The following is a 25,139-nucleotide window of genomic DNA, read 5'->3' on the forward strand; positions in this document are numbered from 1 at the left end:
CGCAGACAATATGCCGAACAACGTGATCCTGGCCATCGACGCCGGCACCTCGGGGACGCGCGCGGCCCTGGTGTCGGGCGACGGCCACGTGTCGGGCCAGGAATACCTGGCCCTGCGGGTCGATACGCCGCGGCCCGGCGTGGTCGAACAGGATGCCGACGCGATTCTCGAAAGAACCCTGCAGGTGTGCCGCAAGGTGATCGCGCAGGCGCGCCGGGATGGCCAGGCCATCGTGGCGCTGGCGCTGGCCACGCAGCGCGCCACTGCCGTGCTGTGGGACACCGCCACGGGTCGCGCGCTGGTGCCGGCCATGGTGTGGCAGGACACGCGCTACGTCGACGAACTCGATCGCCTGGCGCCGGCCTGGAACCCGCGTTTGCTGGAGCAGGTGGGCCGCCCGGCCGGGGTGCGTTCGCCCTATCTCTGGGCGGCGCGCCACCTGCGCGATTCGCCCGCGGTGGGGCAGGCCTGGCGCGAGCGCCGGCTGGCGTTCGGCACCGTCGACACCTGGCTGCTGTGGCATCTGTCGGACCGCCGCGAGTGCGTGACGACGCCCACCAACGCCACTTCGGCCGGCGCCTATGTGCTGTCCGGGCACCGCTATTACCTGGACTGGATCGACGCGCTGGAATTTCCGCGCGAGTTGCTGCCGGCCTTGCGCCAGGAATCCGACGACTTCGGCCAGACCCGCGCGGACCTCCTGGGCCTGGCCGTGCCCATCCGGGCGTCGGCCGGCGATCAGCATGCGGGCGCGGTGGGGTTGGGCTGCCTGGATCGCGGGCAGGCGATGTGCGTGCATGGCACGGGCAGTTTCGTCGACCTGATCATCGGCCCCGAAACGCCCGTCAACAGCGGCCGCTTCGAAGGCTCGCTGACGATGACGGCGCGGCGTCAGGACCAGGTGTCGCACTTCGCGGTCGAGACCTTCGTCTCCACCACGGGCTCGGCCCTGAACTGGGTCTGCGACAAGCTGAAGTGGTTCAGGAACGCGCAGGAGATCAGCGAACTGGCGGCCACCGCGCAATCGGCGGGCGGCGTGACGTTCATCCCGGCCTTGACCGGGTTGCGCGTGCCGCGCATGGCGGCCGGCGCGCGCGCTTCGCTGACCGGCATTTCCATGGCCACCACGCAGGCCGAGGTGGCCTACGCGATCCTTGAAGGCATCGCCCATTCGGTCGCCAGCTGCATCGAGGCGGACGAGGAGGTTTCGGGCGTGCGGGTGTCGGAACTGGTGGTGGGCGGCGGGCTGTCCAGCAGCGATCCGTTGCTGCGCATCCAGGCCGACCTGCTCGGCATTCCGATCCGCCGCATGCGGGAGGCCGATCGCGCCAGCCTGCGCGGCGCCGCTTTCCTGGCGGGGGCGTCGGGCCTGCTGTGGCCATCGCTGCAGGCCGCGCGCCAGACCGCCGCCACCGATGCGGTATTCCAACCCACCCTGGCGGCCGAGGCCCGCGCCCGCCGCCGCGCATTGTGGCATTCGCGCGTCGAATCCGAACTGGCCCACGCGGGCCTGTATTCCCAGGACAAGCAGGAGGCATTGCGGACATGATCGGCTGGCCATCGAGAAAGCCCAGGAAGGAGAGGGCCGGCATGACCCGCGGCGAACCGTTGCGGCTGGCTCGGCAGGAGCAGGCGGACCGGCTTGGCGACGAGCATTTCGACATGCTCATCGTCGGCGGCGGCATCACGGGCGCTTATGCCGCGCTGGACGCCAGCCTGCGCGGCTACCGCGTGGCGCTGGTCGAAAAGGACGACTTCGCGTCGGGCACGTCGTCCAAGTCATCCAAGATGGTGCATGGCGGCTTGCGTTACATCGAACAGGGCAACCTGGGGCTGGTGCGCCATTCGCTGCACGAACGCCAGCGGCTGCGGCGCAACGCCCGCCACCTGGTGCAGCGCCTGCCATTCCTGTTCCCGCTGCTGGAGCGCGATGGGGTCTTCGACAAGCGGCTGGCCAAGGCGTTCGAGAGCCTGCTCTGGACCTACGACGTTGCCGGCGGCTGGCGCGAAGGCATCCTGCACCAGAAGCTGACCCCGGAGGAAGTGCTGTCGCATTGCCCCACCTTCAAGCAGGATGGGCTGCTGGGCGGCTTCCTGTATTTCGACGCGCGGGTCGACGATGCGCGCCTGACGCTGGCGGTGGCGCGCACCGCCGCGTTCCACGGCGCGGCGGTGCTGAACCACGCCAGGGCCATCGAGGTCACGCGCGACACCCATGGCAGGATCGACGGCGCCATCGTGCAGGCCGGGCAGGACGAGATCCGGGTGCGCGCCAGCGTGGTGATCATGGCTACCGGCGTGTGGCTGCGCGACTGGAACGGCAGCCGCAAGGGCGATCCGCAGGCCTTGCACATCCGCCCGGCCAAGGGCGTGCACGTGGCCGTGCCGTGGCTAAAGGTGCGCAACGACTGCACGGTGACCATCCCGGTGCCGGGACGCAGCCGCCGCGCCACCATCACCCGCTGGGGCAACGTGTCCTACCTGGGCACCACCGACGAGGACTACGAGGGGGACCTGGACGATGTCCATTGCACCCGCCGCGAGCTCGATTTCCTGCTGGAAGGGGCGCGTTCGGCGCTCAAGACCGACCTTTGCGCCGCGGACGTGGTGGGCAGCATCGCGGGCTGCCGGCCGCTGGTCGGGCCGCCGGGCGGCAAGACGCTGGAGATCAAGCGCAACCATGAAATCCTGGTCGCCGCGGATGGCCTGGTCACCATCGTCGGCGGCAAGCTGACAACCTCGCGCCACATGGCCGAACAGACCATCGACGCCGCCCAGAAAGTGCTGGGGCGCAAGGCGCGCTGCGTCACGGCCCGCGCCTTCCTGCTGGGCGCGGCGGGCTACGACCCGCAGGCCATTGTGGCCTCGGGCGGCCTGTCCGCCCACCTGGGCGAGCGCTATGGCACCGAGGCGCGCTTCGTCAGCGACCTGATGCAGCAGGCGCCGGCCTTGGCGGCGCCGCTGGTGCCGGGGTTGCCGTACACCGAGGCCGAGGCGCTCTATGCCGTGCGCCACGAACTGGCGGCCACGGTGGAAGACGTGCTCTCGCGTCGCATGCGGGCCCGGCTGATGGCGCGCGACGCCTCGGTCGCGGCCGCCGCGCGCGTGGGCCAGATCCTGCAGGCCGAACTCGGCCTGTCCGACGCAGCGGTGGCGGAACAGGTGCGAGGCTACCGCGCCGCCATCGAGCATGAAAAATCCGTACTCATGGGAGACGACACGTGATCAGTAAAGAAGCCATCAAGCGCGGCTACAACCGCGGCAACTATGTGGTCGGCGCGCATACCCCGCCCGCCTATGCGGCCGGGCTGGCGCGCACGGGCAGCGAGCCGGGCCTGCAGCGCGACCCGGTGTCCGTGCCGGCCGCGCAGGTCGAGGCGTTGCGGGCGGCGGCCGACGAGGTCCTGACCGCCAGCGCCGACGCCGTGGCCTGGACGCGCGATTGGTGGGCAGGGTCGATGATGACCGAGACCGCCGGCCGTCCCGCCACGCCGCACGCGGTGATCGTCAAGGTATCGACGGTCGACCAGGTGCAGGCCGTGATGCGGATCGCGCATGCGGCCTCGCTTCCCGTCACCGTGTCGGCGGGGCGCAGCAACGTCACCGGCGCCGCGCTGCCGCTGCGCGGCGGCATCGTGCTGGATGTCTGCCAGTTGAACCGGTTCGTCGGCATCGACCGCGAGAGCCAGATCGTCGAGGTCGAGGCCGGCATGTTCGGGGATGTGTTCGAGCAGACCCTCCAGCGCGACCACGGCCTGACCATGGGGCACTGGCCGTCCTCTTTCGGCATCAGCACAGTCGGCGGATGGGTGGCATGCCGGGGCGCGGGGCAACTGTCCACCCGCTACGGCAAGATCGAGGACATGGTGTTCGGCATGGATGTGGTGCTGGCCGACGGCAGCCTGATCACGGTGGGCGGGTATTCCCGCGCGGCGGTCGGGCCGGATCTGCTGCAATTGTTCATCGGCTCCGAGGGTACGCTGGGCGTGGTGGTGCGGGTGCGGCTGAAGCTGCACCGGCTGCCTGATTACGGCCGCGCCATCGCCTACGGCTTCGAGACCTTCGCCGCCGGCCTGCAGGCCTGCCGCCAGATCATGCAGCGCGGCGCCAATCCCGCCGCATTGCGGTTGTACGACGCGCTCGAAAGCGGTGTGCAGTTCGGCCAGCCCGACCTGAACGTGCTGCTGGTGGCCGATGAAGGCCCGCGGCCGATGGTCGACGCGGTCATGGATATCAGCGACGAGGTTTGCCGTGAGTCGGGCGTGGCGCTGGATGGCGAGGCGGTGTTCGAGCGCTGGCTGGATACCCGCTACCTGACTGGCAAGAGCGCCGAGGGCTTCAAGCGCAGTCCAGGCTTCGTGGCCGACACGCTGGAGATGGCGGGGCGCTGGAGCGACCTGCCGGCCATCTATGACGAAGTGGTGGCCGCCGTCAATGCCGTGCCCGGCACCCTGGCCGGATCGGCGCACCAGTCGCATGCCTACGTCGACGGCGCCTGCCTGTATTTCTCGTTGCGCGGCGAGGTCGCGGTCGAAGACCGGGCGCAATGGTATCGGCGCGCGTGGGATGCGGCCAACGCGGTGTTGATCAAATACAATGCCGCGCTCAGCCACCACCATGGCGTGGGCCTGTTGCGCTCACCGTACATGCGCGAATCGCTCGGGCCGGCTTTCGCGGTGCTGCTCGCCGTCAAGCAGGCGCTGGATCCGGGCAACCTCCTGAACCCCGGCAAGCTCGGTCTGACGGACGAAGGCCTCTACGATCAAGGCAGGCGATAACATGGACAGGTCACTCGGGGCATGCCTGGCGCGGCATCCGGTCATTGCCACGCTCTACGGGCCGGAGCAGGTCAATGCCTTCGTTGGCAGCGTGGCCGAGATCGGCATTGTCGCCAACGTCGAGCTGCGCCGGCTCGCGCCGGTGATCGCCGCCCTGAACCGGGCGGGCAAGTACGTCATCGTCAATATCGACAGCTGCGAAGGCCTGTCGCAGGACAAGGGCGGCGTCGAATATCTGGCGGACATCGGCGTGGCGAGCCTGGTGTCGACCCGCGTCGCCACCATCCAGCGCGCCAATCGCGCCGGCATGGTGACGATGCAGAAGGTGTTCGTGACCGACCGTTCCACCTGGCCGCGCAGCGTCAAGGCGCTGGAGCAGAGCGATCCCAATCTGGTGCAGATCATGCCGGCGCCGATGCTGGCCCACATGGCGCCGTCGGACCTGAAGGCCTTGCCGCCGATCGTGGCGTCCGGTTTCGTTTGCAACCAGGCGGACGTGGCGGCTGCCTTGCGGCACGGCGCGGTGGCGGTGTCGACCAGCGATGCGGGATTGTGGAGCGTGGACGCCAAAACGCTGCGATGAGCGGGCTTGCGCGATGCCGGGCGGCCCGCTGGCCGGCCGGCATCGTCAAGCAACGTCAAGAATCGCGCGGAATTTGCATTGCTTTGAAGTCGTAACGCCGGCCCCGCGCTACCTTCGCGTTTTCAATCGCGGAGGGCGAAACATGTACCCACTATCCAAGCGCTGCGGCGCGGAATTCTTCGGCACCTTCTGGCTGGTGCTGGGCGGCTGCGGCGCGGCGGTGCTGGCGGCGGGATTTCCGCAGCTGGGCATCGGCTTTGCCGGTGTCGCCCTGGCGTTCGGCCTGACCGTGCTGACCATGGCGTTCGCCGTCGGTCACATTTCGGGCGGACACTTCAATCCCGCGGTCACGGTCGGACTGGTGGCCGGCGGCCGCTTCCCGGCCCGCGAAATCCTGCCCTACGTGGTGGCGCAGGTGCTGGGCGCCATCGCCGCGGCCGGGGTGCTGGCGGTGATCGCCAATGGCCAGCAGGGATTCGATCTGCAGGCCAGCCGCTTCGCTGCCAACGGCTTTGATGCCTATTCGCCGGGCAAGTATTCGATGGCGGCCGCCCTGGTCACCGAAGTCGTGATGACGGCGGGCTTCCTGTTCGTGATCCTGGGCGCGACCTCCAAGCGGGCGCCTGCCGGTTTCGCGGCCATCCCGATCGGCCTGGCGCTCACGCTGATCCACCTGGTCAGCATTCCGGTCACCAATACCTCGGTGAATCCGGCTCGCTCCACCGGCCCCGCGCTGTTCGTGGGAGGCTGGGCGCTGGAGCAACTGTGGCTGTTCTGGGTGGCGCCGATCGTGGGCGCGATCATCGGCGCGCTGGCCTACCGGCTGGTGAGCGAGCGAGGCCCGCAGGCATAAGGTCGGGATGCGGCGTTCGCGGGGCCTGCGCGATCAATCCACGGCGCGCAGCCGCGCCAACTGCGCATCATCGGGAAAGCCCCGCGTGCGGTAGCGCGCCGGATACCGGTCTTCGGGTTCGAGCAGCGGCGCCAGTTCGGCCGCCGCCTGCTCCCAGCTCACCACCCGGACTTCGCCAAGATCATCGGCGGCCTCGGGCCGCACCAGCGCCAGGCGATCGACCTTGGGCAGCGAAGTGTCCACCCCCCGCGTCCAGGTGGCCAGCGAGAATGAGGCGGCCACGTCGTCGTTCTGGGTAAACAGGTTGTAAGTGGCCACGAACACGTCGATGCCCCGCTCTTCGTACAGTCGGTCCAGGGCCTCTTTCTGTGCGTCGTAATCGCCCTGGGCCAGCACCCGCGCCAGGTGCGCCTGCAGGCGCATGAGGGGTTCCCGTCGAGGCTGGTAGCGTTCGACGCCAGCCTCGCCGTAGCGGTACATGCAGGCGGAGACGGGGCGGCCATGCTCCACCACTTGCAGGCAGAGTTCCATCATCTTCAGCAAGCCATCCTCGTCGCTGTCGCCGCTGACCAGCAGCAAGTCGCGGGTGGGCATCATGAATATCGGGCGGCCGCGCGCCGGGATGCGCTCCAGCATGTCGGGCAGCAGCGCGCGGCTGATGTCGTAGCCATCTTCCCACCCACCGCCATACACGCCCGGCGCCACTTCCACGAAGTGGTCGACCGACTCGCGCAGATTGTCGATGGCGATGGCCAGGGCCTCGTCGAACGACACGCCCCATTCCTCATCGGGCCCGTTGGTGAGCGTGGCGATGGACTCCGGGTGATCCAGCGCCAGCAGCACCACGCAATCGTCGCCGAAGGGGCGCAGCGCCGGGTGGAAATCGTCGTCGTTGCCATCGCTGCGCAGGTGGTGCATGCGCACCGCTTCGAGGATGGCGCGGCCGCGGATCACCAGACGCAGCAACGGGCGGGCCTCGGCCAGCGAGGCCGGGCGGGTCTGGCTGCTGGTCAGCAGGGTGGAGACATAGCCCTGCAAGGCGCCCTGGCGTTGCCCGCCGGGGGCGTCGCAATAGGCTTGGTACGCGTTGTGCAGATTGAAATACGAGCCTTCGCCGTGCACCAGGCGGAACTCATCGGCCTTGTAATCCAGGTCGCCGGTAAAGCCCCGTTGCCGCGCGGCGGCGATGAACAGCGCGGCGAACTGGTCTTGCGTGGGCTTGCGCCGGAACAGCGAGTCGAGGAATCCCATGCTTGTCTCACGAGGAGGGGCCGGCGCCGGACAACCCGCCGTCGCTACGCCGGCCCGGCGCGCGGTCGGGGCTGGCCGAGGTTGAACCAGGCCTTGGCGATCCTGCCATCGCGCACTTCGTAGATCGCAACGACGTCGATCTCGCCGGGCCCGTCGGCGAAGTTGCGGGTGACGACTTCCTGGTCCACCACCATGTCGTCATTGACGATGCGGCTGACCAGGCGGCCGTGCAGGTCGGGCTCCTGGAAGCGTTCCACATGCCGCTGGCGGATCTGGGCGCTGCCGCTGGCCAGCAGGGTGTCGGGAAAGGCGTAGTACAGGCAGTCGTCCGCCCAGGCTGCCATGAAGGCGTCGATGTCGCGGGCGTTGTACGCGTCCAGCTGCCGCTGGACCACGTCGGCGGGCGCGTTGGACGGCGCGGCGCGGGCGGCGGCCTGCCGGCGGATATGCGCTTCGGTGTCGGCGTCCAGCAGCCGCCGGATTTCCCGGAACAGGGGCAGGGCGTCGGTGTGCTTGCGGCCGTAGTCCAGGTTGAACGCATAGTCGAAGTCCGGGGCATTGGCGCCCTGGTTATGTTGTAGCAGGGTTTCCAGCTTGTCCATGGCTTTGACGGCGCGGGCTTCGGCCGATGCGGCGTTTTCGTAGTCGTCCCACAACGCCAGCAGCCGGGCGCGCGCCGCCTCGTCCAGCGGGCCGGCCAGTTGCAGCAGATCCTGCCGTTCCTGGACGCCCTTGCCGGGGCCGGCGGCGGATTGCCGGGTGGCAGGGATGTCGCCGTGGATGGCCTCGCCCAGGTCGTGGACCACGCACAGTCGCAGGACGCGGGCGAAGTCCAGGTCCGCCAGGCCTTCTTCCAGCATCATGGCCATGAGGCACAGTCGCCAGGTGTGTTCCGCCGTGCTTTCCTGGCGCCCGCCCGAACTGCGGGCGCTGCGCAGCACGTCCTTGAGCTTTTCGGCTTGCCGCAGGAATTCGAGCCGGCCTTGCAGGGTGGCAGTGTCCATGGATCAGGTAATCGTAAGTCTGTTGTCAATACGCTGGTGAAGCGGTCTGCGCCAGGGCCAGTGTATCTCGTGACCTTTGCGGCGACGTCCCTGCCGGCTGCGCGGCGGCGTCCCGGGCCGCATGACGTCCAGCCGCTGAAACATGGCGAAAAAGCCGGGGGGCGGACGGGATCCGGCCCGGGCTGGTTGTACATTACGCACTTGTCACCTGCTTCATCTTTACAGGACCGCCTCATCATGACCGCCCCGGAAGTTGTCATTTCGCCCTCGATCACCTGCGCCAACGACCAGCCTTTCGTGCTGTTCGGCGGAATCAACGTGCTGGAATCCAAGGATCTGGCGTTGCGCGCCTGCGAGGAATACCAGCGCGTGACCACCCGGCTGGGCATCCCTTACGTGTTCAAGGCGTCGTTCGACAAGGCCAACCGCTCGTCGATCCACTCCTACCGCGGCCCGGGCCTGGAAGAGGGCATGAAGATCTTCGAGGCGGTCAAGCAGAACTTCGGCGTGCCGGTGATCACCGACGTGCACGAACCCTGGCAGGCCGCGCCTGTCGCGGAAGTGGCCGATATCCTGCAACTGCCGGCCTTCCTGGCCCGTCAGACCGACCTGGTGGTGGCGCTGGCCAGGACCGGCCGCGTCGTCAACATCAAGAAGCCGCAGTTCCTCAGCCCCACCCAGGTGCTCAACATCGTCGAGAAATTCACCGAAGCCGGCAACCAGCAGATCATCCTGTGCGATCGCGGCACCAGTTTTGGCTACGACAACCTGGTCGTCGACATGCTGGGTTTCGGCGTCATGAAGAAAGTCACCGGCAATCGGCCGGTCATCTTCGACGTCACCCATGCCCTGCAACAGCGCTCGGCGCTGGACGCGGCCTCCGGCGGACGCCGGGAGCAGGTCGCGGAACTGGCGCGGGCAGGCATGGGCGTGGGGCTGGCCGGCCTGTTCCTGGAGGCCCATCCGGACCCCCGGAACGCCAAGTGCGATGGCCCCAGCGCCTTGCCGCTGGACAAGCTGGAGCCCTTCCTGACCCAGCTCAAGCAGCTGGATGACCTGGTGAAATCCTTTGCGCCCATCGATATCGAACCCTGACGGCTGTCATCGCGAATCCGCGAAGTTGTTATACGATCCGGGCCACCAAGTCTGAGGGGAGCCCGGATGTCGTTTTACGCGATCGTCGCCGTTCGTAAAGATGCCGTCAGCGGCCATATCGCCTACGTGCGGTGGGGCCTGGCCGAGCGCGGCGTCCCCGGCTGGGTCAGCGAACCCGTGACTGCGGCCGCGTCCGAAGTGATCGAGGCGATCAGGGCGGGCGCCGATGTCGAGACCCTGATCAGCGTGGATGGCGTGTCGGTGGCGTCGCGCGCGGTGCGCGTGCTGACCGACGACGACGGGCGTGAACACCTGGCTTCCGTGCCGGTCCCCAGTTCCACCCTGCACACCGTGTTCGACCTGCCGGAATTCTGACCGGCCCCCTGGTAATTTTTCCACGGTGCTGGCGTCATCTGCCCGGTGCGGTCGGCCGGGCATGGCGCTTGCTGCCGCCTGCCGGGTGATATCGCCGGGTTCCTTGCGGCCGCGGCGAGGCTTCTGGGGGAAACAGCATGATGGACCATAGTGAGATGATGGCCCGCATGATCAGTAAACCCGTCGCGCCTGGCAAACCTGAAGGTTGGGATGGCATCCTGTCCGCCTACGCGGACTGCCTGATGAGGGTGCAGGGTAAGCTGACCGAGGAGGACATGCGACGCTTCCTGGACATCGGCGCCCAGGTATTCAGGACATGTTGCCAGGAAGAGGCGCGGCAACGCTGGACCGCCGAGCAATTGGCGGCGTATCACCGCAAGCCGCCCATCCGCCTGTAAAAGGCGCGGGCGGTGGCCGCCTCAAAGGCACTGGCGCAGGGCGAACTTGCGCCCAAAGGCGCGGATTTCGTCGCCGTCGACCGAGGCGGCGACGTCCCAGTGGTCGCCGCGCGTGACCAGCATCGATTGCGACGACAGCGCATGGCGCAGGGCGAACAGCCAGAACGCGGCCTCGGAGCCCACCGGAGCCAGGTCGTGGGGCCCGATCCGCAAACGCGCCGGCCGGGGAGTGGCGCCCAACGACCAACGCAGCGCGATCGCCAGGAAGGCGAAGCGCGCCGATACCGACGAGGGCTGCACGCAGAGCACGCGGATCTTGGGTTTCATGGTCGTATGGCCTCCACGGGTGTGACCCAGCGTAGCAAAGAAGGTTGCAATCTTCCATACCGCGTCTGGCGGATGCCGCGCCTGGCGGGCGCGGTCGCGGGTCAGTCCGCCTGGAGCCGGGTGAAAATGTTGGTCACGATCAGTTGGTCCGGACGCCTGGCATCCGGCGCCGGCGACGGCATCAATTTGTCGATTTCCTTGCGATCCTGGACGCGAGTGAGGGTCAGGTGGTCGCCCTGTATCTTCACGTAGCGGATGGACGCCACGCCGATCTCGTATCGGGTGGTGGACTGCTCCAGCGTCTGTTCGATGCGCTTGGCGTCGAGCCAGCGATAGGTGCCGCTGGATACCGCGTCCGGCCCTTGCATCGACCAGGTGCCGTCGCTGCGGAATTCGGCCACGCCCGCGCCGCCCGAGGGCTGCGGCGGCAGCGCCTGGCCGTCGACCGTGCGCAGCATGGTCTGGTGCCGCCACTTGCCCACCAAGGCCTGCGCGATCTCCGGCGCCGGCGGTTGGGCGGACGCGACGGCCGACAGCGCGGCCGAGCCAAGCAGGGCGGCCAGGAAGGAATGGCGCAGGAGCTTCATGTTGCGGGGCAAGAAATCCAGGTTGCGGGAGAGGGCGTGGCGGGCCGCCAGAGGCGGGGGCCGGGCGCGTTGTGCTGCATTATGCGCGACGGCGGCGTTTGCGGCGAGGGCTGTCTCGCGCCCGGACGGGGATCAGGGCTGGCGCAGGCCTTGCAGCAGCAGATCAAGCGCTTGCAGGGCCGGCGCCAGGCGTGTCTGGCCCTCATCCTCGGCAATCCATAGGGCGCTCTCGGCCAAGCCGCCGTGCAGCATGCGGGCCAGCGCGCGCGGCTCGGCCGGCGCGATCGCGCCCTGTTCCATCAGCGCCCGCAACAGGTCGGCCAGGGAGGCGGTGCATTGTTCCTGCACGGAGGCCGCCTGGCCCAGAATCGCGCGCGCGTCCTGCAGCACGATCCGGCGGATTTCAGGTTCGGCCGCCATCGCCAGATACGCGCGGCAGCGCTCGCGCAGGGCGGTCCAGGCGTCGGGCGCGTCTCGGGAAATGGCCTGCAGCCGCAGCTCCATTTCGCCGTCGATCTGCGCGGCGACCGCGGCCAGAAGACCCTGTTTGTCACCAAAATGGTGATACAACGCTCCTCGGGTCAGTCCCGCGGCCGCGGTCAGATCATCCATCGACGTGCCCGCGTAGCCGGCGCGGCGGAACGACGCGCGCGCCGTCGCCAGCAGTTTTCCGCGGGTTTCCTCAATCATCTCGGCGCGTGATCGCGACATGTCAGGCTCCATTCACCTACGGGGCGTATGTTAATTGACATTCACCCCGTAGGTGAATACGATCTCACATACGTTACGTATGTCAATCTGTCCGGTGGCCGTTGCCCCCGGCCTGCAACAACCCCAGAGGTATCGGGTGTCGAATCCCTATCGCGAATTGTTCCAGGCGCCCGGCGCCGCCGGTTTCGTTGCCGCCTGCGCCGTGGCGCGGCTGGCCCTGCCCATGATCGGCATCGGCATCATCACCATGTTGTCCCAGGTGCGTGGCGCCTACACCCTGGCGGGGGCGGTGGCGGCCACGTTCGCGCTGGCGACGGCGTTGCTGGCCCCGCGCATTTCGCGGCTGGTGGATCGCCACGGACAGGGACGCATCCTGCCGCTGGCTGCCGGCGCCAGCGTGGCCGGCCTGGCTGGCCTGGCCCTGTGCGTGCGCCTGCAGGCGCCCGACTGGACCTTGTTCGTGTTCGCGGCGCTGGCCGGCAGCCTGCCAAGCATGCCCGCCATGGCGCGGGCGCGCTGGACGGAAATCTATCGCGACCGCCCGCAGCTGCGCACCGCCTACGCGCTCGAATCGGTGTTGGATGAGTTGAGCTTCATTATCGGGCCGCCGCTGGCGGTGGGCCTGTGCGTGATCCTGTTCCCGGAGGCCGGCCCGCTTGGCGCGGCGTTGCTGCTGGGCCTGGGGGTCACCGCATTCGTCATGCAGCGGTCCACCGCGCCGGCGGTGCAGCCGCGCGTCGAGGGCCGTGAAACCTCCGTGCTGGCAGTGCCGCTGATGCGCCAACTGACCACCATGATGGCCGCGATGGGCGTCATCGTCGGCACCATCGATGTATTGAGCGTGGCCTTCGCCCGCCAGCAGGGTGTGCCGGCGGGCGCCAGCGTGGTGCTGTCGGCCTACGCGTTCGGCTCCTGCGTCGCGGGGCTGGCATTCGGCGTACTGAAGTTCCAGATGCCGCTGGCGCGCATGCTGGCGATCGCCGCCAGTGTCACGGCCTTGACCACCTTGCCGTTGCTGCTGGTTGGCGACCTGCTGACCCTGTCGCTGGGGGTGCTGCTGGCGGGACTGTCGTTCGCGCCGACCATGATCATCGCCATGGCGCTGGTGGAAAGCACCGTGCCAGGGCGGCGCCTGACCGAAGGGCTGACCTGGCTGGTAACCGGCCTGGGCGCGGGCGTGGCGGCGGGGGCGGCGTTGGCCGGCTGGATTGTCGACCACCACGGCGTGGGCGCGGGCTTCTGGACCGCCGTCGGCGCCGGCGCGGTGGTGCTGCTGGTGGCGCTGTACGCGGCCCGTGCCGCCCGGCCCGCGCCGGCCACGGCCTGAGCCTAGAATGACTTCCTCAACACCCCGGCCGCCAGGAGAACAGACATGACCCGGACCGTCCTCAATCCCGATACGGTTTTCAATAGCGTGCAATACGGCTTCAGCCAGGCCGTCATCGTCACTGGACAGCGCCGCATGCTGCTGTCTGGCCAGGTCGGCGTCGACGCCGATGAGCGCACTGTCGGGCCCGGCCTGCAGGAACAGACCGAGGCCGCGCTGGACAACGTCGAACGCGTGCTGGCCGCCGCGGGCGCGACCCTGGCGCAGGTCATCATGCTGCGCATCTACATCTGCGAAACCGCGCGCGAAGACCAGGAGGTGATCGCCCAGGCGCTGCGCGATCGGTTCCCGAAAGACCCGCCGCCGTCGTCATGGATCATCGTCAGCGGTCTGTCGCTGCCCGAATGGCTGATCGAGATCGAAGCCGAGGCGATGCTGGACTGACCTGCCGGCCCCGGCCCGGGGCGCTCATCCCTGGGGCTTGTCGCGCCATGGCGTGACGGCGAAGGCCGCGCGCAGATGCGCCAGGAATCCCGCCGTGCGCGCCGGCAGTTCCTGGCGCGATTTCACCAGCGCCACCACATTGGCTTCCGGCAGGTTCCAGCCGGCCAGCAGCGGCACCAGCGTGCGCGCTTTCACATGCTCGGCCACGTCCCATTCCGATCGCGCCACGATGCCATGGCCGGCCAGCGCCCAGGCCACCGCCACCGCGCCCGCGTTGCTCGACAGCACCGGCGCAATGCGCACCCCCACCGCCGGGCCGCGGCCGCGCTTGAAGCGCCACAACGTGACGTCCTCTTCGTTCTCGCGCAGCGCGATGCAGTCATGGTCGCGCAGGTCCTCGGGTTTGGCGGGGGCGCCATGGCGCGCCAGGTAGGCGGGCGAGGCGCACAGGATGCGGCGGTTCGGCGCCAGCGGATACGCCACCAGGGTGGAATCGCGCAGTTCGCCGATATGGATCATCACGTCCCAGTCGTCGCTGGCCAGGCGGGGCGGGCCGTCCGACAATGTCAGGCTGGCGGTCACGTCGGCCTGTCCGTCGCGGAATCCGGCCACCAGCCCGGCGACATAGCGCTGGCCAAATCCCAGCGGCGCCACCACGCGCAGATGGCCGGCGACCACGCCGCGGCGCCCGGCCAGCTCATCGGCCAATTCATTCAGTTCGCCGCAGATCTGGCCGGCGCGCAGCGCCAGCAGCCGGCCTTCGTCGGTCAACGCGGTGCCGCGGCCCGAGCGGTTGACCAGCCGCACGCCCAGGCGCTTTTCCAGCGCGTGCAGCCGCTGTGTCACGGCCGGCGGCGTCACGTCCAGGGCGCGCGCCGCCTGGGCCAGCGAGCTGGTGGCCGCCAGGCTCAGGAAGAAGCGCAGGTCGTCTGTCGTGATCATTCAGGAAAGCCTTAATGATTGATTAAGTCCTTATTAAACACGCAAGGCCCGGCGCGCGCCATACTCCATGCATGCGGATCCGCCTGGGCGGCGTCCGCGTCGCTCCCGTCCGTCCCGCCCGTTCCTGTCCCGTCGATATCGCCATGATCTCTGCTCCCGCCGCCACCCTGGATACGCTGGAAACGCCCTGCCTGTTGCTGGACGAAACCCGCATGATGCGCAACATCGAGCGCCTGAACGGCCTCATGGCTGGCCACGGCGTGCAACTGCGTCCGCACCTGAAGACGCCCAAGTCGATCGACGTCGCGCGCCGCCTGATGGCCCGTCCGCAAGGCCCGGCGGCGGTCTCGACGCTGCAGGAGGCCGAACAGTTCGCCGCCGCCGGCGTGACCGATCTGCTGTACGCGGTGGGCGTGGCCCCGGCCAAGCTCGATCGCGTGCTGGCGCTGCGCCGCCGCGGAATCGACCTCACCGTGGTGGTTGACAGTGTCGAGGCCGCCCGCGCCGTGGCCGCGCGCGCCAGCGAGGAGGGCGCGGCCATTCCCGCCCTGATCGAAATCGACTGCGATGGCCATCGCGCGGGAGTCCAACCCGGCCAGACCGACCAGTTGCTGGCGATTGCTGGCACCTTGCACGCGGCTCACTGTCTGCGCGGCGTGATGACACACGCCGGTGAATCCTACGGCTGCCGCAGCACCGAGGCCATCGCCGACATGGCCGAGCAGGAACGCGCCGCCGCGGTCGGTTGCGCCGAGGCGATCCGCGCCGCCGGCCTGCCGTGCCCGGTGGTCAGCGTCGGTTCCACTCCCACCGCCCACTTCGCCCGCAACCTGGCCGGCGTGACCGAGGTGCGCGCCGGCGTCTACGTATTCTTCGACCTGGTCATGGCTGGCCTCGGCGTATGCGCCGTGGACGACATCGCCGCCACCGTGCTGACCACGGTGATCGGCCACCAGCCCGACAAGGGTTGGATCCTGGTGGACGCGGGCTGGATGGCCATGTCGCGCGATCGTGGCACCGCCAAACAGCCGGTGGACCAGTTGTACGGCCTGGTATGCGACGCCGACGGCAAGGTCTACCCCGACTTGCTGTTGGCCGAAACCAACCAGGAGCAGGGCATCATCAAACTGCGGGCGGGCAGCGCCGCCGCCTTGCCGGATCTGCCGCTGGGCACCAGACTGCGGATCGTGCCAAACCATGCCTGCGCCACCTGCGCCCAGCACGACGCCTACCAGGTCGTGCGCAGCGGCGACCGCGCCGTCGTGGCCCAGTGGCAGCGCTTTCGCGGCTGGTAGTCCCGCCGCCCCGGACAGGAGTCAAGATGGACACCATACACACCCCCCACGCCACGCCGCCCGCCGGCCATTACTCCCAGGCCGTGCGCGCCAACGGCTTCGTCTTTGTTTCCGGCCAGCTCGGGTTCCTGCCGCCGGCCCAGCCCGGCGAGCGGCCGCAACTGGCGCAAGGCGCGGCCGCGCAGACCGAGGCCGCCTTGCGCAGCGTGGCGGCCATCCTGCAGGCCGCGGGCGCGTCGATGGCATCGGTGGTCAACGTCACCGTCTACATCCCTGACATCGGTCTGTGGAACGAGGTCAACAGCGTCTACGAACGCAGCTTCGGCGATCATCGCCCGGCCCGCGCCATCGTGCCGACGCGTGAACTGCACTATGGCGCGCTGGTGGAGATCAGTGCCATCGCCGTCGCGTCGCAGGCCTGACGATCAGGCCCGCGGCCGGGCAGGGCGCGCCAGGCGGCTCCCGCGGCGATTGATCTCGGGGACGGATAGCATGCGCCTCCGCCTATAATGCGAGCGCCTCAACACCCCCGGGGAGTCCGTCCGCATGCAGTACGAATACCTGTTCTGGTCCATGGCCGCCATGGTGGCGGTGGCGCTGGTGGGCGGCTCGCTTTGCGGCCGGCTGCGTTCACCCGGCCGGGTGCTGGCGGGCGTGGCCGCGCTGGCGGCGGCGGTCTGCGCCGCGGTGGCGGTGCTTTCGCGGTCGGCCGGCTTCGGCGACCAGTCGGCGATGCTGGCGATCGCCGCGTTCATGTTCAGCCTGGTGATCGGCGCGGCGGCGGCGTTGTTGACGCGCCGCATCCTGCGGCACCGTTGAGCGCGCCCGGCCGGGCGGCCGGGGGGGCTTGTCCCGATGCGCGGCGGCCCGCGCCGCCCGCGCTGATCGGAGGGTTCATTCCTCGGCGTCGAAATCCTCGTCGTCCTCGTCCTCTTCATCCTGTTCCAGGGCGTCGTAGCCCTTCCAGGTGATGCGCCAGCGCGTGTCGCCGGCGGTGGCCGCCGTTTCGCTGACTTGCTTGACAAGGCCGGCGTCCGCCAGCAGGTCCAGGTGGTGCGCGACCAGTTGCAGGCCTTGTTCGTGGGCCAGGGCCGCTTCCTTGATGTCGTGGGTGCTCAGGTTGGGGCCGGGCGCGTCGCGCAGGGCTCCCAGGATGGTGACGACCAGATCGAAATCGCGTTGCATGATGTCCGCCGTTGCAGGTTGGGAAGAAACAGGCCGACGATAGCAGAGTTCGGTGGCGGCCAAGCGACAGCCCGCGGGGCCGGGTTACAGTGCGGGATTACCGACAACCGTTACAGGCAGTACCGATGAAGAAACCCGCCGAGCGCGATTGCCTCGCCCTGGTCCCCGGCTATACCGGCCAGGCCGCCAAGCTTTTCCTGACCCGTGCGGAGGACGGCGCCATCACCGGCGTCACCGTGTTCGACCTGCTGGGACACATCAAGCAGCAGGGCGACGCGCAGGCCGCCGCCGACTGGGTGGCCGCCTGGCTGGCCCAGGAGGCCGACAACCGCAAGGCCCGCCGCACCCAGCTGCTGGCGCAGATGTTCGTGTGCAAGCTGGCTGACGACGAGAAGGCCGTGTTCCTGGACGCCCAGAAGCCGCTGCTGGCCGCGCTGACCGCCGCCGGCGTGCGCACCCGCAGCGTCGCGGCCACCTCCGGCGCGGCGCGCCGGTCGCTCGGCCCCGCTGTCAGGAAGTCTTAGCATAAGGCTGTTATAGTCGCGCCTGGGCGTGTGCGCATCCGTGCGGGCGCGCCCAGGCGGGCTCGGCCCGCAAGTCAAGGAAGAGTGATCATGGAAATACTGAGTCGGCATGTTGCCGACGTGGCGGGCGGCGTTGAGCTGCACACAACGCTGGATGGCGAGAGCATCAGCGCCTATGTCGTGACGGGCGTGACTGATCTGAACGCGATCGCCGATATCGTGCCCCCCGAAAAGGTCGAAGGTGGAGCGGACATACACGCTGCCAGTGTCGACAATGTTGATAATGCGCAAGACCAAATCGACCAGGTCCTGGAGAATATCAATCCCGGCGACGTGGCGGTTTTCCTTTGCTCGGGTCCCGATGCTTTTGGCGCGGCACTCGACTTGCTGGGTTTACCTATCGACGAGTAAGCCTGGCGGCAAACCAAAGTGCCCGCCCAAACGGCGTATGAGTTCATGCGAGTTTTGGGGGGCGGGCATTTATATAAGCCTTGATTGTTTTTTTATGATGCGTGGGTGTTTACACCTATGCAGGCGTTCTTTTTGCCTATGAAAACGTGTAAATTCTGTCCGCAGTTTCTCTTTGTTGCATTATTGGCACGTATTTTTTAGGATTATGTTGACTTGTGAGGGGAACATAACGATAGTGTCGGCACACGATCACAAGCGTTGCGATTTTCGTTCAGTGCCGTGCCTTTTCCGGCTCAGCGTTATTGTTCTACTGTCCCCTCCTTGATTGATTCGTGACCTCCGGGCATTTGCCCATTATCTCTAGGAAATACAGTATGGAAACCGGCGTCGTTAAGTGGTTCAATTCGGAAAAAGGCTATGGCTTCATCACCCCGGAAGCGGGTGGTAAGGACCTGTTCGCTCACTTCTCCGAAATTCAGGGCTCGGGCTTCAAGTCTCTGGAAGAGAACCAGCGCGTCAGCTTTGTGACGGCCAATGGCCCCAAGGGCCCGCAAGCCACGAAGATTCAGGTCCTGTAAGGTCCTGCGTTTTCGGAAAAGCCCCTTCGGGGGCTTTTTTGCGTCTGGGCTCCCCTCGGGGAGCCTTGTCGTTTCCGCCGCCCGGCGGGCGGCGCACGGGTGTCGCGCGCGGCCAACGCGTCGCCTGCGGCGGGCTCGCGGTATCCTTGCCGCAGTTTTCCGTCGCCGCGTCCGCCCGGCGCGGCGCTCGCAACCGACACAGGACGATACCCATGACCCACCCCGGATCCGCCCCAGTTTCCCTGCAACCGCAGGACATCGTGGCGTTCTGGCGCGAAGCCGGGCCGCGGCAATGGTTCACCAAGGACGCGGCGTTCGACGAGCGTTTCCGCCAATTCTGCGGCCAGGCCCACATGGCCGCCGCCGCGCGCCAGCTGGATGGCTGGCTTGATGCGCCGGAGGGCGCGCTGGCGCTCATGATCCTGCTGGACCAGTATCCGCGCAACGCTTTTCGCGGCACCGCCCACATGTTCGCCACCGATCCGCTGGCGCTGGTGTTCGCCGAACGCGCCATCGCCGCCGGCCACGACCTGGCGGTCGATCCGGCGCTGCGCCAGTTCTTCTACATGCCGTTCGAGCATGCCGAGACCCTGGCCGCGCAGAATCGCGCGGTGGCCTTGATGGAGCCGCTTGGCGCGGACGCGGTGCGCTGGGCCGTCCTGCACCGCGACATCATCAAGCGCTTCGGCCGCTTTCCGCACCGAAACGCCGCGCTGGGCCGCCAGACCACGCAGCCGGAACAGGAATTCCTCGACTCGGGCGGCTTCGCCGGCTGACACTCGTGCCGGACGGCGCCAGGACCTCTGCGTATCTGCTTGTATCGGCGCATGGCCAGTTGAAAAAGCCGTGCGGCCAGGCCCGGCGCGGCTTGCGCGATGGCCGCATATTTGACGTTTTTCGCGGTTCGCCAATACACTGGGTTCAGCGAGATTCTCAAGCGACGCGGTCTGCGTTTAACTTGTCGCGGTCAGTGGTGCTGCAGTGGCTTCCTCTCCCATCCTTGATGATCTGGCGCCCCGCGAGCAATCGCTTCTTTAGGTTCGAGGAAATTCCATGGCAACCGGCATCGTCAAGTGGTTCAACGCCGAAAAAGGGTATGGTTTCATCATGCCCGACGACGGCAGCAAGGATCTGTTCGCCCACTACTCGGAAATCCGCAGCGAAGGCTACAAATCGCTGCAGGAGAATCAGCGCGTCACGTTCGAGGTTGGCACGGGGCCCAAGGGCCCCAGCGCCAAGAACATCAAGGTAGCGGCCTGATCCCAGGGTTGTGGCGCGCCGCCGCGCGGCCCGCCACAAAGACAAAAGCCCCGCACGGCTGTGCGGGGCTTTTCATTTGGCGCAAGGCGCTCAGTGCTTGGCGTGCGAAGGCGTGGCCAGCTTGTCGACCAGCGCGATGCCCAGCGCCGACAGGATGAACAGGGCGTGGATGATGGTCTGCCACATCACGCCGGCCTCGGAGAAGCGCGCGTTGGGCGTGCCCAGCGTACCCGCCTCGATGAAGGTGCGCAGCAGGTGAATCGACGAAATGCCGATGATGGCCATGGCTAGCTTGACCTTGAGCACGCTGGCGTTGACGTGGCTGAGCCATTCCGGCTGGTCCGGGTGGCCTTGCAGGCGCAGGCGTGACACGAAGGTCTCGTAGCCGCCGACGATCACCATCACCAGCAGGTTCGAGATCATGACCACGTCGATCAGGCCGAGCACCAACAGCATGATTTCCATCTCGCCGAAGCTGGTGGCATGGGTCAGCAGGTGCCAAAGTTCTTTCAGGAACAGCATCACATAGACGCCCTGGGCGACGATCAGGCCCAGGTACAGGGGCAGTTGCAGCCAGCGCGAACTGAAAATCAGGCTTGGCAGCAGGCCAAGGCGGGGAGGGGTGTGGGGGGTCATGATGGGTGCGAGCCGTTATGGGAAGCGCGGGAAAAACCGCGGCGGCAATTCTATCAATCTCGGACTGCTCCGAAATCTGTTTTTGATGACAACACCGAGTCGCGGCGCAGGTACTTACCACGGTAAGGAGCCCCGCGCATGCCTTTTGTGTAAGAGAAATTCGCATTTGCGAAACTCTGTGGCGAAACGGTTTGAATGCTTTTGGCGTATATAGAATTGCCGCCTCACTCGCACAGAGTCAGTCAAGAGGAGTTTTTGCCATGAAGATCCGCTACACCGTTGCCGCGCTGGCCGTCGCACTCGCCCCTTATTCCGCGTCGCATGCCCTCGATATCGGGGGATTGGTGGGCGCTGGCAGCAAGGTGGTGCAGGCCGCCACGCTGAGCGATGCCGAAATCAAGACCTTGTCGGACAAGGCTTGCGCGCAGAGCGATTCCCAGGAAAAGATCGCGGCCCCCGGCAGCAAGTACGACGTGCGCCTGCAGAAGATCGCCAAGCAATTGGGCGGCACGGTCAATGGCCAGAAGGCCAATTACAAGGTCTACATCACCAAGGACGTCAATGCCTGGGCCATGGCCAATGGCTGCATCCGCGTCTACAGCGGCCTGATGGACATGATGACCGACGACGAAGTGCTGGGCGTCGTGGGCCATGAAATCGGCCACGTGGCGCTGGGCCACAGCAAGAAGGCGATGCAGACCGCCTACACCGTTTCGGCCGCGCGCGACGCCGCCGGCGCCGCCGGTGGCGCCACGGTCGCCGCCCTGAACTCGTCGCAGTTGGGCGACCTGACCGAGAAGTTCATCAACGCGCAGTTCTCGCAATCGCAGGAAAGCGCCGCCGACGACTACTCGTTCGACCAGCTGCAGGCCAAGAAGCTGAACACCCGCGGTCTGGTGACGGCGTTCCAGAAGCTGGCCGAACTGGACGGCGGCAAGAGCGATATGATGAGCTCGCACCCGTCCTCGGCCAAGCGCGCGCAGCACATCGAAGATCGCATCGCCAAGGCCAAATAAAGCGCCCTGGCGGGCATTTGCCGCCCTTTCGGGGCGGAAAACGGGGCGCGAGCATCCGGGCTTATCCGGGTGCTCGCGCCCCTTTGCGTCAGGGGTCCGGAAGTTTCCGGTAAAATGCCGCGTTTATCCGCCCGTCATCTCATATCTCTCGGAAAATAGGTCTTTTAATGCAGCCTGTGGTTGAAACCCTCTCCGGCCTCGAGCGCCGTGTTGATCTGGCCGTCTCGGTGGCCGACGTCGAAAAGGAAGTCCAGGCGCAATTGAAGCGCGTGGCCCGCACCGCCAAGGTTCCCGGTTTTCGTCCCGGCAAGGCGCCGCTCGCCATGCTCGAGCGCAGCCATGGCCCCGGCATCCGCTACGACGTGATCAACAGCCAGGTCGGCCGTGCATTCGAACAAGCCGTCGATGGCGCCAAGCTGCGCGTCGCCGGCGCCCCGAACCTGGAACCCAAGACTGAAGGCGTCAGCGATGACACGCTGGCCTTCACCGCCACGTTCGAGGTCTACCCCGAAGTCGCCGTGCCGGACCTGTCGGCCCTGGCCGTGACCCGCTATGAAACCGCCGTCACCGACGCCGAAGTGCAGCAGACCCTGGACGTCCTGCGCAAGCAGCGCGCCACGTTCGAAGCCCGCGAAGGCCGCGCCTCGCAAGACGGCGACCGCGTCACGCTGGACTTCGCCGGCACCATCGACGGCGTGCCGTTCGATGGCGGCAAGGCAGAAGACTTCCCGTTCGTGCTCGGCCAAGGCCGCATGCTGCCGGAATTCGAAGAAGCCGCCCGCGGCCTGAAGGCTGGCGAAAGCAAGGTCTTCCCGCTCAAGTTCCCCGATGACTACCAAGGCAAGGAAGTCGCCGGCAAGACCGCCGAATTCACCATCACCGTCAAGGAAGTGGCTGAAGGCGTGCTGCCCGAACTGAATGCCGAATTCGCCAAGTCGCTCGGCCAGGCCGAAGGCGACGTCGAAAAGCTCAAGGCCGACATCCGCAGCAACATCGAACGCGAAGTCAAGGTGCGCTCGCAAGGCCGCACCAAGGCCAGCGTAATGGACGCCCTGGTCGAAGCCGGCAAGTTCGACGTGCCGAAGGCGCTGGTCGACAACGACGTGCAAAGCCGCATCGCCGCCGCCCGCGAAGAGCTCAAGCAGCGTGGCGTGCCGAACGCCGAGTCGGTGCCGATCCCGGCCGAAGCCTTCTCGACCGAATCCGAGCGCCGCGTGCGCCTGGGCCTGCTGGTGTCCGAACTGGTCAAGCAAGCCCAGCTGCAGGCCAAGCCGGAACAGGTCCGCGCCCGCATCGAAGAGTTCGCGGAAAACTACGAACAACCCGCCCAGGTTGTCAGCTATTACCTGGCCGACCGCCAGCGTCGTGCTGAAATCGAGGCTATCGTGCTCGAAGACAACGTCGTCGCGCATGTTCTGGAAAAGGCCAAGGTCACCGACGAAAAGGTGCCTTTCGATCAGTTGATGGGGATGGCGTAACACTATGCAGAGATTCACCGATTTCTATGCGGCAATGAATGGCGGGTCGTCGGTGACCCCCACCGGCCTGGGCTACATTCCCATGGTGATCGAGCAGTCGGGGCGCGGCGAACGCGCCTACGACATCTATTCGCGCCTGCTCCGCGAGCGGCTCATCTTCCTGGTGGGCCCGGTCAACGACGCCACGGCCAACCTGGTCGTGGCGCAGTTGCTGTTCCTGGAATCGGAGAATCCTGACAAGGACATTTCCCTGTACATCAACTCGCCCGGCGGGTCGGTGTACGCGGGCATGGCCATCTACGACACCATGCAGTTCGTCAAGCCGGACGTGTCGACCCTGTGCACCGGCCTGGCGGCCAGCATGGGCGCCTTCCTGCTGGCGGCAGGCAAGAAGGGCAAGCGCTTTTCCTTGCCCAACTCGCGCATCATGATCCACCAGCCCTCGGGCGGCGCCCAGGGGCAGGCCTCCGACATCCAGATCCAGGCTCGCGAGATCCTGGACCTGCGCGAGCGTCTCAATCGCATCCTGGCCGACAACACAGGCCAGTCGATCGAGCGCATCGCCCTGGACACGGAACGTGACAACTTCATGTCCGCCGAAGATGCGGTATCGTATGGACTGGTCGACAAGGTGATGACCTCCCGTTCGGAAGGCTGACTTCCCGGTTGAGTCCCACCCGCTGTTGCCATGTTTGAGTAAGCGCCGGGCCCTTCACCCGGTCCGGCGCTTCTTTACCTGAGATACGAATACATATGCCTGAAAAAAAGGGATCGGCAGACGCAAAAGTGCTGCATTGCTCGTTTTGCAATAAAAGCCAGCACGAAGTCCGCAAGCTGATCGCGGGTCCGTCGGTATTCATCTGCGATGAATGCATAGACTTGTGCAACGACATCATCCGCGAGGAAGCGCAGGCGACCGCGCGCGCGGCGATTCGTTCCGAACTGCCCACTCCGGCTGAAATCAAGACGTTCCTGGACCAGTACGTGATCGGGCAGACCTCGCCCAAGCGCATGCTGGCGGTGGCCGTCTACAACCACTACAAGCGCATCCGCCACGGCGAGATCAAGGGCGACGAAGTCGAGTTGTCCAAGAGCAACATCATGCTGATCGGCCCCACCGGGTCGGGCAAGACGCTGCTGGCGCAGACCCTCGCGCGCATGCTGAACGTGCCGTTCGTCATGGCAGACGCCACCACGCTGACCGAGGCCGGTTACGTCGGTGAAGACGTCGAGAACATCATTCAGAAGTTGCTGCAGAACTGCAACTACGAAGTCGAGAAGGCGCAGCGCGCCATCATCTACATCGATGAAATCGACAAGATTTCCCGCAAGTCCGACAACCCGTCCATCACCCGCGACGTGTCGGGCGAGGGCGTGCAGCAGGCCCTGCTCAAGCTGATCGAAGGCACCGTGGCCTCGGTGCCGCCGCAGGGCGGGCGCAAGCACCCCAACCAGGACTTCGTCCAGGTCGATACGACCAACATCCTGTTCATCGTCGGCGGCGCCTTCGACGGGCTGGAAAAGGTCATCCGCGACCGCACCGAAAAGTCCGGCATCGGCTTCTCCGCCTCCGTGCGCGCCAAGTCCGAGCGCGGCGTGGGCGAGCTGTTCTCCGAAGTCGAACCCGAAGACCTGATCAAGTTCGGCCTGATCCCCGAACTGGTCGGTCGCCTGCCGGTGGTCGCCACGCTGGACGAGCTGGACGAGGCCGCCCTGGTGCAGATCCTCACCGAGCCCAAGAACGCCCTGCTCAAGCAATTCCAGAAGCTGTTCGCCATGGAAGGCGCCGAACTGGACGTGCGTCCGGCCGCGCTCAAGGCCATCGCCCGCAAGGCGCTCAAGCGCAAGACCGGCGCGCGTGGCCTGCGTTCCATCATCGAGCAGGCCCTGCTCGACACCATGTATGACCTGCCGTCGCAAGGCAACGTCAAGCGCGTGGTGCTCGACGAAGGCGCGATCGAAGGCGAGGGCAAGCCCTTGCTGATCTACGCCGACGAGGAAGGGGCGGCCGAAAAGCCCGAGCGCGGAGAAGTCCGCGACGCGGCGGCCTGACGGATATTTCAAGATAACCCGTTTCCGTA

General features: G+C 66.9%; 30 protein-coding genes and 1 pseudogene. 22 read left to right on the forward strand and 9 right to left on the reverse strand.

Going from position 1 to position 25,139, the window contains the following annotated elements; genetic code table 11:
• Positions 1-10 precede the first annotated feature (10 nt).
• From AruCF_RS10350 to aqpZ, 5 genes are all read left to right on the forward strand, one after another.
• Positions 11-1,549, forward strand: a complete 1,539-nt coding sequence (locus tag AruCF_RS10350) for an FGGY family carbohydrate kinase (RefSeq protein ID WP_049073158.1) — start codon at positions 11-13, stop codon at positions 1,547-1,549.
• On the forward strand, positions 1,546-3,225 hold the full coding sequence (locus AruCF_RS10355; RefSeq protein WP_049073159.1) for a glycerol-3-phosphate dehydrogenase/oxidase: 1,680 nt from the start codon (positions 1,546-1,548) through the stop codon (positions 3,223-3,225). The genes AruCF_RS10350 and AruCF_RS10355 overlap by 4 nt, the downstream gene beginning before the upstream one ends.
• Positions 3,222-4,778 carry an FAD-binding oxidoreductase gene (locus AruCF_RS10360; RefSeq protein WP_049073160.1) on the forward strand — a complete coding sequence of 519 codons (1,557 nt, stop codon included), beginning with the start codon at positions 3,222-3,224 and terminating at the stop codon, positions 4,776-4,778. The genes AruCF_RS10355 and AruCF_RS10360 overlap by 4 nt, the downstream gene beginning before the upstream one ends.
• Position 4,779: 1 nt before the next feature.
• Entirely contained in the window at positions 4,780-5,361 is a 582-nt protein-coding gene (locus tag AruCF_RS10365; protein WP_049073161.1) for a glycerol-3-phosphate responsive antiterminator, read from the forward strand.
• Between the two features lie 142 nt (positions 5,362-5,503).
• Positions 5,504-6,214 (forward strand): aquaporin Z, encoded by a 711-nt coding sequence (gene aqpZ, locus AruCF_RS10370; protein WP_049073162.1) that lies wholly within the window; start codon positions 5,504-5,506, stop codon positions 6,212-6,214.
• 33 nt (positions 6,215-6,247) lie between these two features.
• Here aqpZ and AruCF_RS10375 read toward each other — a convergent pair whose 3' ends face one another.
• The 3 genes and pseudogenes from AruCF_RS10375 to AruCF_RS29825 form a co-directional block, all read right to left on the reverse strand.
• Positions 6,248-7,465: a DUF1444 domain-containing protein gene (locus tag AruCF_RS10375; protein ID WP_083036695.1), complete on the reverse strand. Its 1,218-nt coding sequence runs from the start codon at positions 7,463-7,465 to the stop codon at positions 6,248-6,250.
• Positions 7,466-7,509: 44 nt separating this feature from the next.
• Positions 7,510-7,809 (reverse strand): nuclear transport factor 2 family protein, encoded by a 300-nt coding sequence (locus AruCF_RS29820; RefSeq protein WP_367619284.1) that lies wholly within the window; start codon positions 7,807-7,809, stop codon positions 7,510-7,512.
• A gap of 99 nt (positions 7,810-7,908) precedes the next feature.
• Positions 7,909-8,469 (reverse strand): annotated as a pseudogene (locus AruCF_RS29825) (HD domain-containing protein); the annotation flags it as partial.
• Between the two features lie 237 nt (positions 8,470-8,706).
• Between AruCF_RS29825 and kdsA the strand changes: the two are divergent.
• The 3 genes from kdsA to AruCF_RS10395 all read left to right on the forward strand — a co-directional run bounded on the left by kdsA (position 8,707) and on the right by AruCF_RS10395 (position 10,337).
• The gene (kdsA, locus tag AruCF_RS10385) at positions 8,707-9,564 is read left to right on the forward strand and encodes a 3-deoxy-8-phosphooctulonate synthase (protein WP_049073165.1); all 858 of its coding nucleotides are present in this window, start codon (positions 8,707-8,709) and stop codon (positions 9,562-9,564) included.
• Between the two features lie 66 nt (positions 9,565-9,630).
• Positions 9,631-9,939: a carbohydrate isomerase gene (locus AruCF_RS10390; RefSeq protein WP_049073166.1), complete on the forward strand. Its 309-nt coding sequence runs from the start codon at positions 9,631-9,633 to the stop codon at positions 9,937-9,939.
• Between the two features lie 137 nt (positions 9,940-10,076).
• Positions 10,077-10,337: a hypothetical protein gene (locus AruCF_RS10395; protein WP_231891601.1), complete on the forward strand. Its 261-nt coding sequence runs from the start codon at positions 10,077-10,079 to the stop codon at positions 10,335-10,337.
• Positions 10,338-10,358: 21 nt separating this feature from the next.
• Here AruCF_RS10395 and AruCF_RS10400 read toward each other — a convergent pair whose 3' ends face one another.
• The 3 genes from AruCF_RS10400 to AruCF_RS10410 form a co-directional block, all read right to left on the reverse strand.
• Positions 10,359-10,664 carry a hypothetical protein gene (locus AruCF_RS10400; protein ID WP_049073167.1) on the reverse strand — a complete coding sequence of 102 codons (306 nt, stop codon included), beginning with the start codon at positions 10,662-10,664 and terminating at the stop codon, positions 10,359-10,361.
• A 101-nt stretch (positions 10,665-10,765) separates the two neighbouring features.
• Positions 10,766-11,251, reverse strand: coding sequence for a hypothetical protein (locus tag AruCF_RS10405; protein ID WP_049073168.1), 486 nt, complete (start codon positions 11,249-11,251; stop codon positions 10,766-10,768).
• 132 nt (positions 11,252-11,383) lie between these two features.
• Positions 11,384-11,962 (reverse strand): TetR/AcrR family transcriptional regulator, encoded by a 579-nt coding sequence (locus tag AruCF_RS10410; RefSeq protein WP_049073169.1) that lies wholly within the window; start codon positions 11,960-11,962, stop codon positions 11,384-11,386.
• Between the two features lie 136 nt (positions 11,963-12,098).
• On the opposite strand from AruCF_RS10410, the gene AruCF_RS10415 reads away from it, so the two are divergent.
• Together AruCF_RS10415 and AruCF_RS10420 are read left to right on the forward strand one after the other, a co-directional pair.
• Positions 12,099-13,289, forward strand: coding sequence for an MFS transporter (locus AruCF_RS10415; RefSeq protein WP_049073170.1), 1,191 nt, complete (start codon positions 12,099-12,101; stop codon positions 13,287-13,289).
• A gap of 45 nt (positions 13,290-13,334) precedes the next feature.
• Positions 13,335-13,733: a RidA family protein gene (locus tag AruCF_RS10420; RefSeq protein ID WP_049073171.1), complete on the forward strand. Its 399-nt coding sequence runs from the start codon at positions 13,335-13,337 to the stop codon at positions 13,731-13,733.
• Positions 13,734-13,757: 24 nt separating this feature from the next.
• Here the strand turns inward: AruCF_RS10420 and AruCF_RS10425 are convergent, their stop codons facing one another.
• Positions 13,758-14,675 carry a LysR family transcriptional regulator gene (locus AruCF_RS10425; protein ID WP_049073172.1) on the reverse strand — a complete coding sequence of 306 codons (918 nt, stop codon included), beginning with the start codon at positions 14,673-14,675 and terminating at the stop codon, positions 13,758-13,760.
• 143 nt (positions 14,676-14,818) lie between these two features.
• Here AruCF_RS10425 and AruCF_RS10430 point away from each other — a divergent pair, with 143 nt between their 5' ends.
• The 3 genes from AruCF_RS10430 (at position 14,819) to AruCF_RS10440 (ending at position 16,789) form a co-directional block, all read left to right on the forward strand.
• A complete protein-coding gene (locus AruCF_RS10430) occupies positions 14,819-15,970 on the forward strand; it encodes a DSD1 family PLP-dependent enzyme (RefSeq protein WP_049073173.1) in 1,152 nt (383 codons plus the stop codon).
• A 26-nt stretch (positions 15,971-15,996) separates the two neighbouring features.
• A complete protein-coding gene (locus AruCF_RS10435; RefSeq protein WP_049073174.1) occupies positions 15,997-16,392 on the forward strand; it encodes a RidA family protein in 396 nt (131 codons plus the stop codon).
• 124 nt (positions 16,393-16,516) lie between these two features.
• Positions 16,517-16,789 (forward strand): hypothetical protein, encoded by a 273-nt coding sequence (locus AruCF_RS10440; RefSeq protein ID WP_049073175.1) that lies wholly within the window; start codon positions 16,517-16,519, stop codon positions 16,787-16,789.
• A 75-nt stretch (positions 16,790-16,864) separates the two neighbouring features.
• Here the strand turns inward: AruCF_RS10440 and AruCF_RS10445 are convergent, their stop codons facing one another.
• Complete coding sequence (locus AruCF_RS10445; protein WP_049073176.1) at positions 16,865-17,155, reverse strand: DUF2513 domain-containing protein; 291 nt, start codon at positions 17,153-17,155, stop codon at positions 16,865-16,867.
• 125 nt (positions 17,156-17,280) lie between these two features.
• On the opposite strand from AruCF_RS10445, the gene AruCF_RS10450 reads away from it, so the two are divergent.
• The 5 genes from AruCF_RS10450 (at position 17,281) to AruCF_RS10470 (ending at position 19,928) form a co-directional block, all read left to right on the forward strand.
• Positions 17,281-17,679, forward strand: a complete 399-nt coding sequence (locus AruCF_RS10450; protein WP_049073177.1) for a hypothetical protein — start codon at positions 17,281-17,283, stop codon at positions 17,677-17,679.
• Between the two features lie 90 nt (positions 17,680-17,769).
• Positions 17,770-18,090, forward strand: a complete 321-nt coding sequence (locus tag AruCF_RS10455) for a hypothetical protein (RefSeq protein ID WP_049073178.1) — start codon at positions 17,770-17,772, stop codon at positions 18,088-18,090.
• Positions 18,091-18,464: 374 nt separating this feature from the next.
• Positions 18,465-18,668 (forward strand): cold-shock protein, encoded by a 204-nt coding sequence (locus AruCF_RS10460; RefSeq protein ID WP_006220190.1) that lies wholly within the window; start codon positions 18,465-18,467, stop codon positions 18,666-18,668.
• A 212-nt stretch (positions 18,669-18,880) separates the two neighbouring features.
• The gene (locus AruCF_RS10465; protein ID WP_049073179.1) at positions 18,881-19,444 is read left to right on the forward strand and encodes a DUF924 family protein; all 564 of its coding nucleotides are present in this window, start codon (positions 18,881-18,883) and stop codon (positions 19,442-19,444) included.
• 277 nt (positions 19,445-19,721) lie between these two features.
• Positions 19,722-19,928, forward strand: a complete 207-nt coding sequence (locus AruCF_RS10470; protein WP_006225311.1) for a cold-shock protein — start codon at positions 19,722-19,724, stop codon at positions 19,926-19,928.
• Positions 19,929-20,018: 90 nt separating this feature from the next.
• Here the strand turns inward: AruCF_RS10470 and AruCF_RS10475 are convergent, their stop codons facing one another.
• Entirely contained in the window at positions 20,019-20,564 is a 546-nt protein-coding gene (locus AruCF_RS10475) for a TIGR00645 family protein (RefSeq protein ID WP_049073180.1), read from the reverse strand.
• Between the two features lie 260 nt (positions 20,565-20,824).
• Between AruCF_RS10475 and loiP the strand changes: the two genes are divergently transcribed.
• From loiP to clpX, 4 genes are all read left to right on the forward strand, one after another.
• Positions 20,825-21,580 carry a metalloprotease LoiP gene (gene loiP / locus AruCF_RS10480; RefSeq protein ID WP_006386184.1) on the forward strand — a complete coding sequence of 252 codons (756 nt, stop codon included), beginning with the start codon at positions 20,825-20,827 and terminating at the stop codon, positions 21,578-21,580.
• A gap of 167 nt (positions 21,581-21,747) precedes the next feature.
• Positions 21,748-23,058 carry a trigger factor gene (gene tig / locus AruCF_RS10485; RefSeq protein WP_049073181.1) on the forward strand — a complete coding sequence of 437 codons (1,311 nt, stop codon included), beginning with the start codon at positions 21,748-21,750 and terminating at the stop codon, positions 23,056-23,058.
• Positions 23,059-23,062: 4 nt separating this feature from the next.
• Positions 23,063-23,716 (forward strand): ATP-dependent Clp endopeptidase proteolytic subunit ClpP, encoded by a 654-nt coding sequence (gene clpP, locus AruCF_RS10490; RefSeq protein WP_049073182.1) that lies wholly within the window; start codon positions 23,063-23,065, stop codon positions 23,714-23,716.
• Positions 23,717-23,811: 95 nt separating this feature from the next.
• Positions 23,812-25,110, forward strand: coding sequence for an ATP-dependent Clp protease ATP-binding subunit ClpX (gene clpX / locus AruCF_RS10495; RefSeq protein ID WP_049073183.1), 1,299 nt, complete (start codon positions 23,812-23,814; stop codon positions 25,108-25,110).
• Positions 25,111-25,139 lie beyond the last annotated feature (29 nt).

The organism is Achromobacter ruhlandii, assembly GCF_002082135.1.
In the GTDB taxonomy this organism is placed as follows: domain Bacteria; phylum Pseudomonadota; class Gammaproteobacteria; order Burkholderiales; family Burkholderiaceae_B; genus Achromobacter; species Achromobacter ruhlandii.

Bases quoted from the DNA above. Each gene is read 5' to 3' on its own strand.
- AruCF_RS10405 (WP_049073168.1), bottom strand. From the start codon at position 11,251: ATGAAGCTCCTGCGCCATTCCTTCCTGGCCGCCCTGCTTGGCTCGGCC.
- AruCF_RS10440 (WP_049073175.1), top strand. From the start codon at position 16,517: ATGCAGTACGAATACCTGTTCTGGTCCATGGCCGCCATGGTGGCGGTG.
- tig (WP_049073181.1), top strand. From the start codon at position 21,748: ATGCAGCCTGTGGTTGAAACCCTCTCCGGCCTCGAGCGCCGTGTTGAT.
- AruCF_RS10420 (WP_049073171.1), top strand. From the start codon at position 13,335: ATGACCCGGACCGTCCTCAATCCCGATACGGTTTTCAATAGCGTGCAA.
- AruCF_RS10455 (WP_049073178.1), top strand. From the start codon at position 17,770: ATGGAAATACTGAGTCGGCATGTTGCCGACGTGGCGGGCGGCGTTGAG.
- AruCF_RS29820 (WP_367619284.1), bottom strand. From the start codon at position 7,809: ATGGCAGCCTGGGCGGACGACTGCCTGTACTACGCCTTTCCCGACACC.
- AruCF_RS10410 (WP_049073169.1), bottom strand. From the start codon at position 11,962: ATGTCGCGATCACGCGCCGAGATGATTGAGGAAACCCGCGGAAAACTG.
- AruCF_RS10375 (WP_083036695.1), bottom strand. From the start codon at position 7,465: ATGGGATTCCTCGACTCGCTGTTCCGGCGCAAGCCCACGCAAGACCAG.
- AruCF_RS10460 (WP_006220190.1), top strand. From the start codon at position 18,465: ATGGAAACCGGCGTCGTTAAGTGGTTCAATTCGGAAAAAGGCTATGGC.
- AruCF_RS10465 (WP_049073179.1), top strand. From the start codon at position 18,881: ATGACCCACCCCGGATCCGCCCCAGTTTCCCTGCAACCGCAGGACATC.
- kdsA (WP_049073165.1), top strand. From the start codon at position 8,707: ATGACCGCCCCGGAAGTTGTCATTTCGCCCTCGATCACCTGCGCCAAC.
- AruCF_RS10390 (WP_049073166.1), top strand. From the start codon at position 9,631: ATGTCGTTTTACGCGATCGTCGCCGTTCGTAAAGATGCCGTCAGCGGC.
- loiP (WP_006386184.1), top strand. From the start codon at position 20,825: ATGAAGATCCGCTACACCGTTGCCGCGCTGGCCGTCGCACTCGCCCCT.
- AruCF_RS10395 (WP_231891601.1), top strand. From the start codon at position 10,077: ATGATGGACCATAGTGAGATGATGGCCCGCATGATCAGTAAACCCGTC.
- AruCF_RS10425 (WP_049073172.1), bottom strand. From the start codon at position 14,675: ATGATCACGACAGACGACCTGCGCTTCTTCCTGAGCCTGGCGGCCACC.
- AruCF_RS10470 (WP_006225311.1), top strand. From the start codon at position 19,722: ATGGCAACCGGCATCGTCAAGTGGTTCAACGCCGAAAAAGGGTATGGT.
- AruCF_RS10435 (WP_049073174.1), top strand. From the start codon at position 15,997: ATGGACACCATACACACCCCCCACGCCACGCCGCCCGCCGGCCATTAC.
- AruCF_RS10400 (WP_049073167.1), bottom strand. From the start codon at position 10,664: ATGAAACCCAAGATCCGCGTGCTCTGCGTGCAGCCCTCGTCGGTATCG.
- aqpZ (WP_049073162.1), top strand. From the start codon at position 5,504: ATGTACCCACTATCCAAGCGCTGCGGCGCGGAATTCTTCGGCACCTTC.
- AruCF_RS10450 (WP_049073177.1), top strand. From the start codon at position 17,281: ATGAAGAAACCCGCCGAGCGCGATTGCCTCGCCCTGGTCCCCGGCTAT.
- clpP (WP_049073182.1), top strand. From the start codon at position 23,063: ATGCAGAGATTCACCGATTTCTATGCGGCAATGAATGGCGGGTCGTCG.
- clpX (WP_049073183.1), top strand. From the start codon at position 23,812: ATGCCTGAAAAAAAGGGATCGGCAGACGCAAAAGTGCTGCATTGCTCG.
- AruCF_RS10430 (WP_049073173.1), top strand. From the start codon at position 14,819: ATGATCTCTGCTCCCGCCGCCACCCTGGATACGCTGGAAACGCCCTGC.
- AruCF_RS10355 (WP_049073159.1), top strand. From the start codon at position 1,546: ATGATCGGCTGGCCATCGAGAAAGCCCAGGAAGGAGAGGGCCGGCATG.
- AruCF_RS10350 (WP_049073158.1), top strand. From the start codon at position 11: ATGCCGAACAACGTGATCCTGGCCATCGACGCCGGCACCTCGGGGACG.
- AruCF_RS10445 (WP_049073176.1), bottom strand. From the start codon at position 17,155: ATGCAACGCGATTTCGATCTGGTCGTCACCATCCTGGGAGCCCTGCGC.
- AruCF_RS10475 (WP_049073180.1), bottom strand. From the start codon at position 20,564: ATGACCCCCCACACCCCTCCCCGCCTTGGCCTGCTGCCAAGCCTGATT.
- AruCF_RS10365 (WP_049073161.1), top strand. From the start codon at position 4,780: ATGGACAGGTCACTCGGGGCATGCCTGGCGCGGCATCCGGTCATTGCC.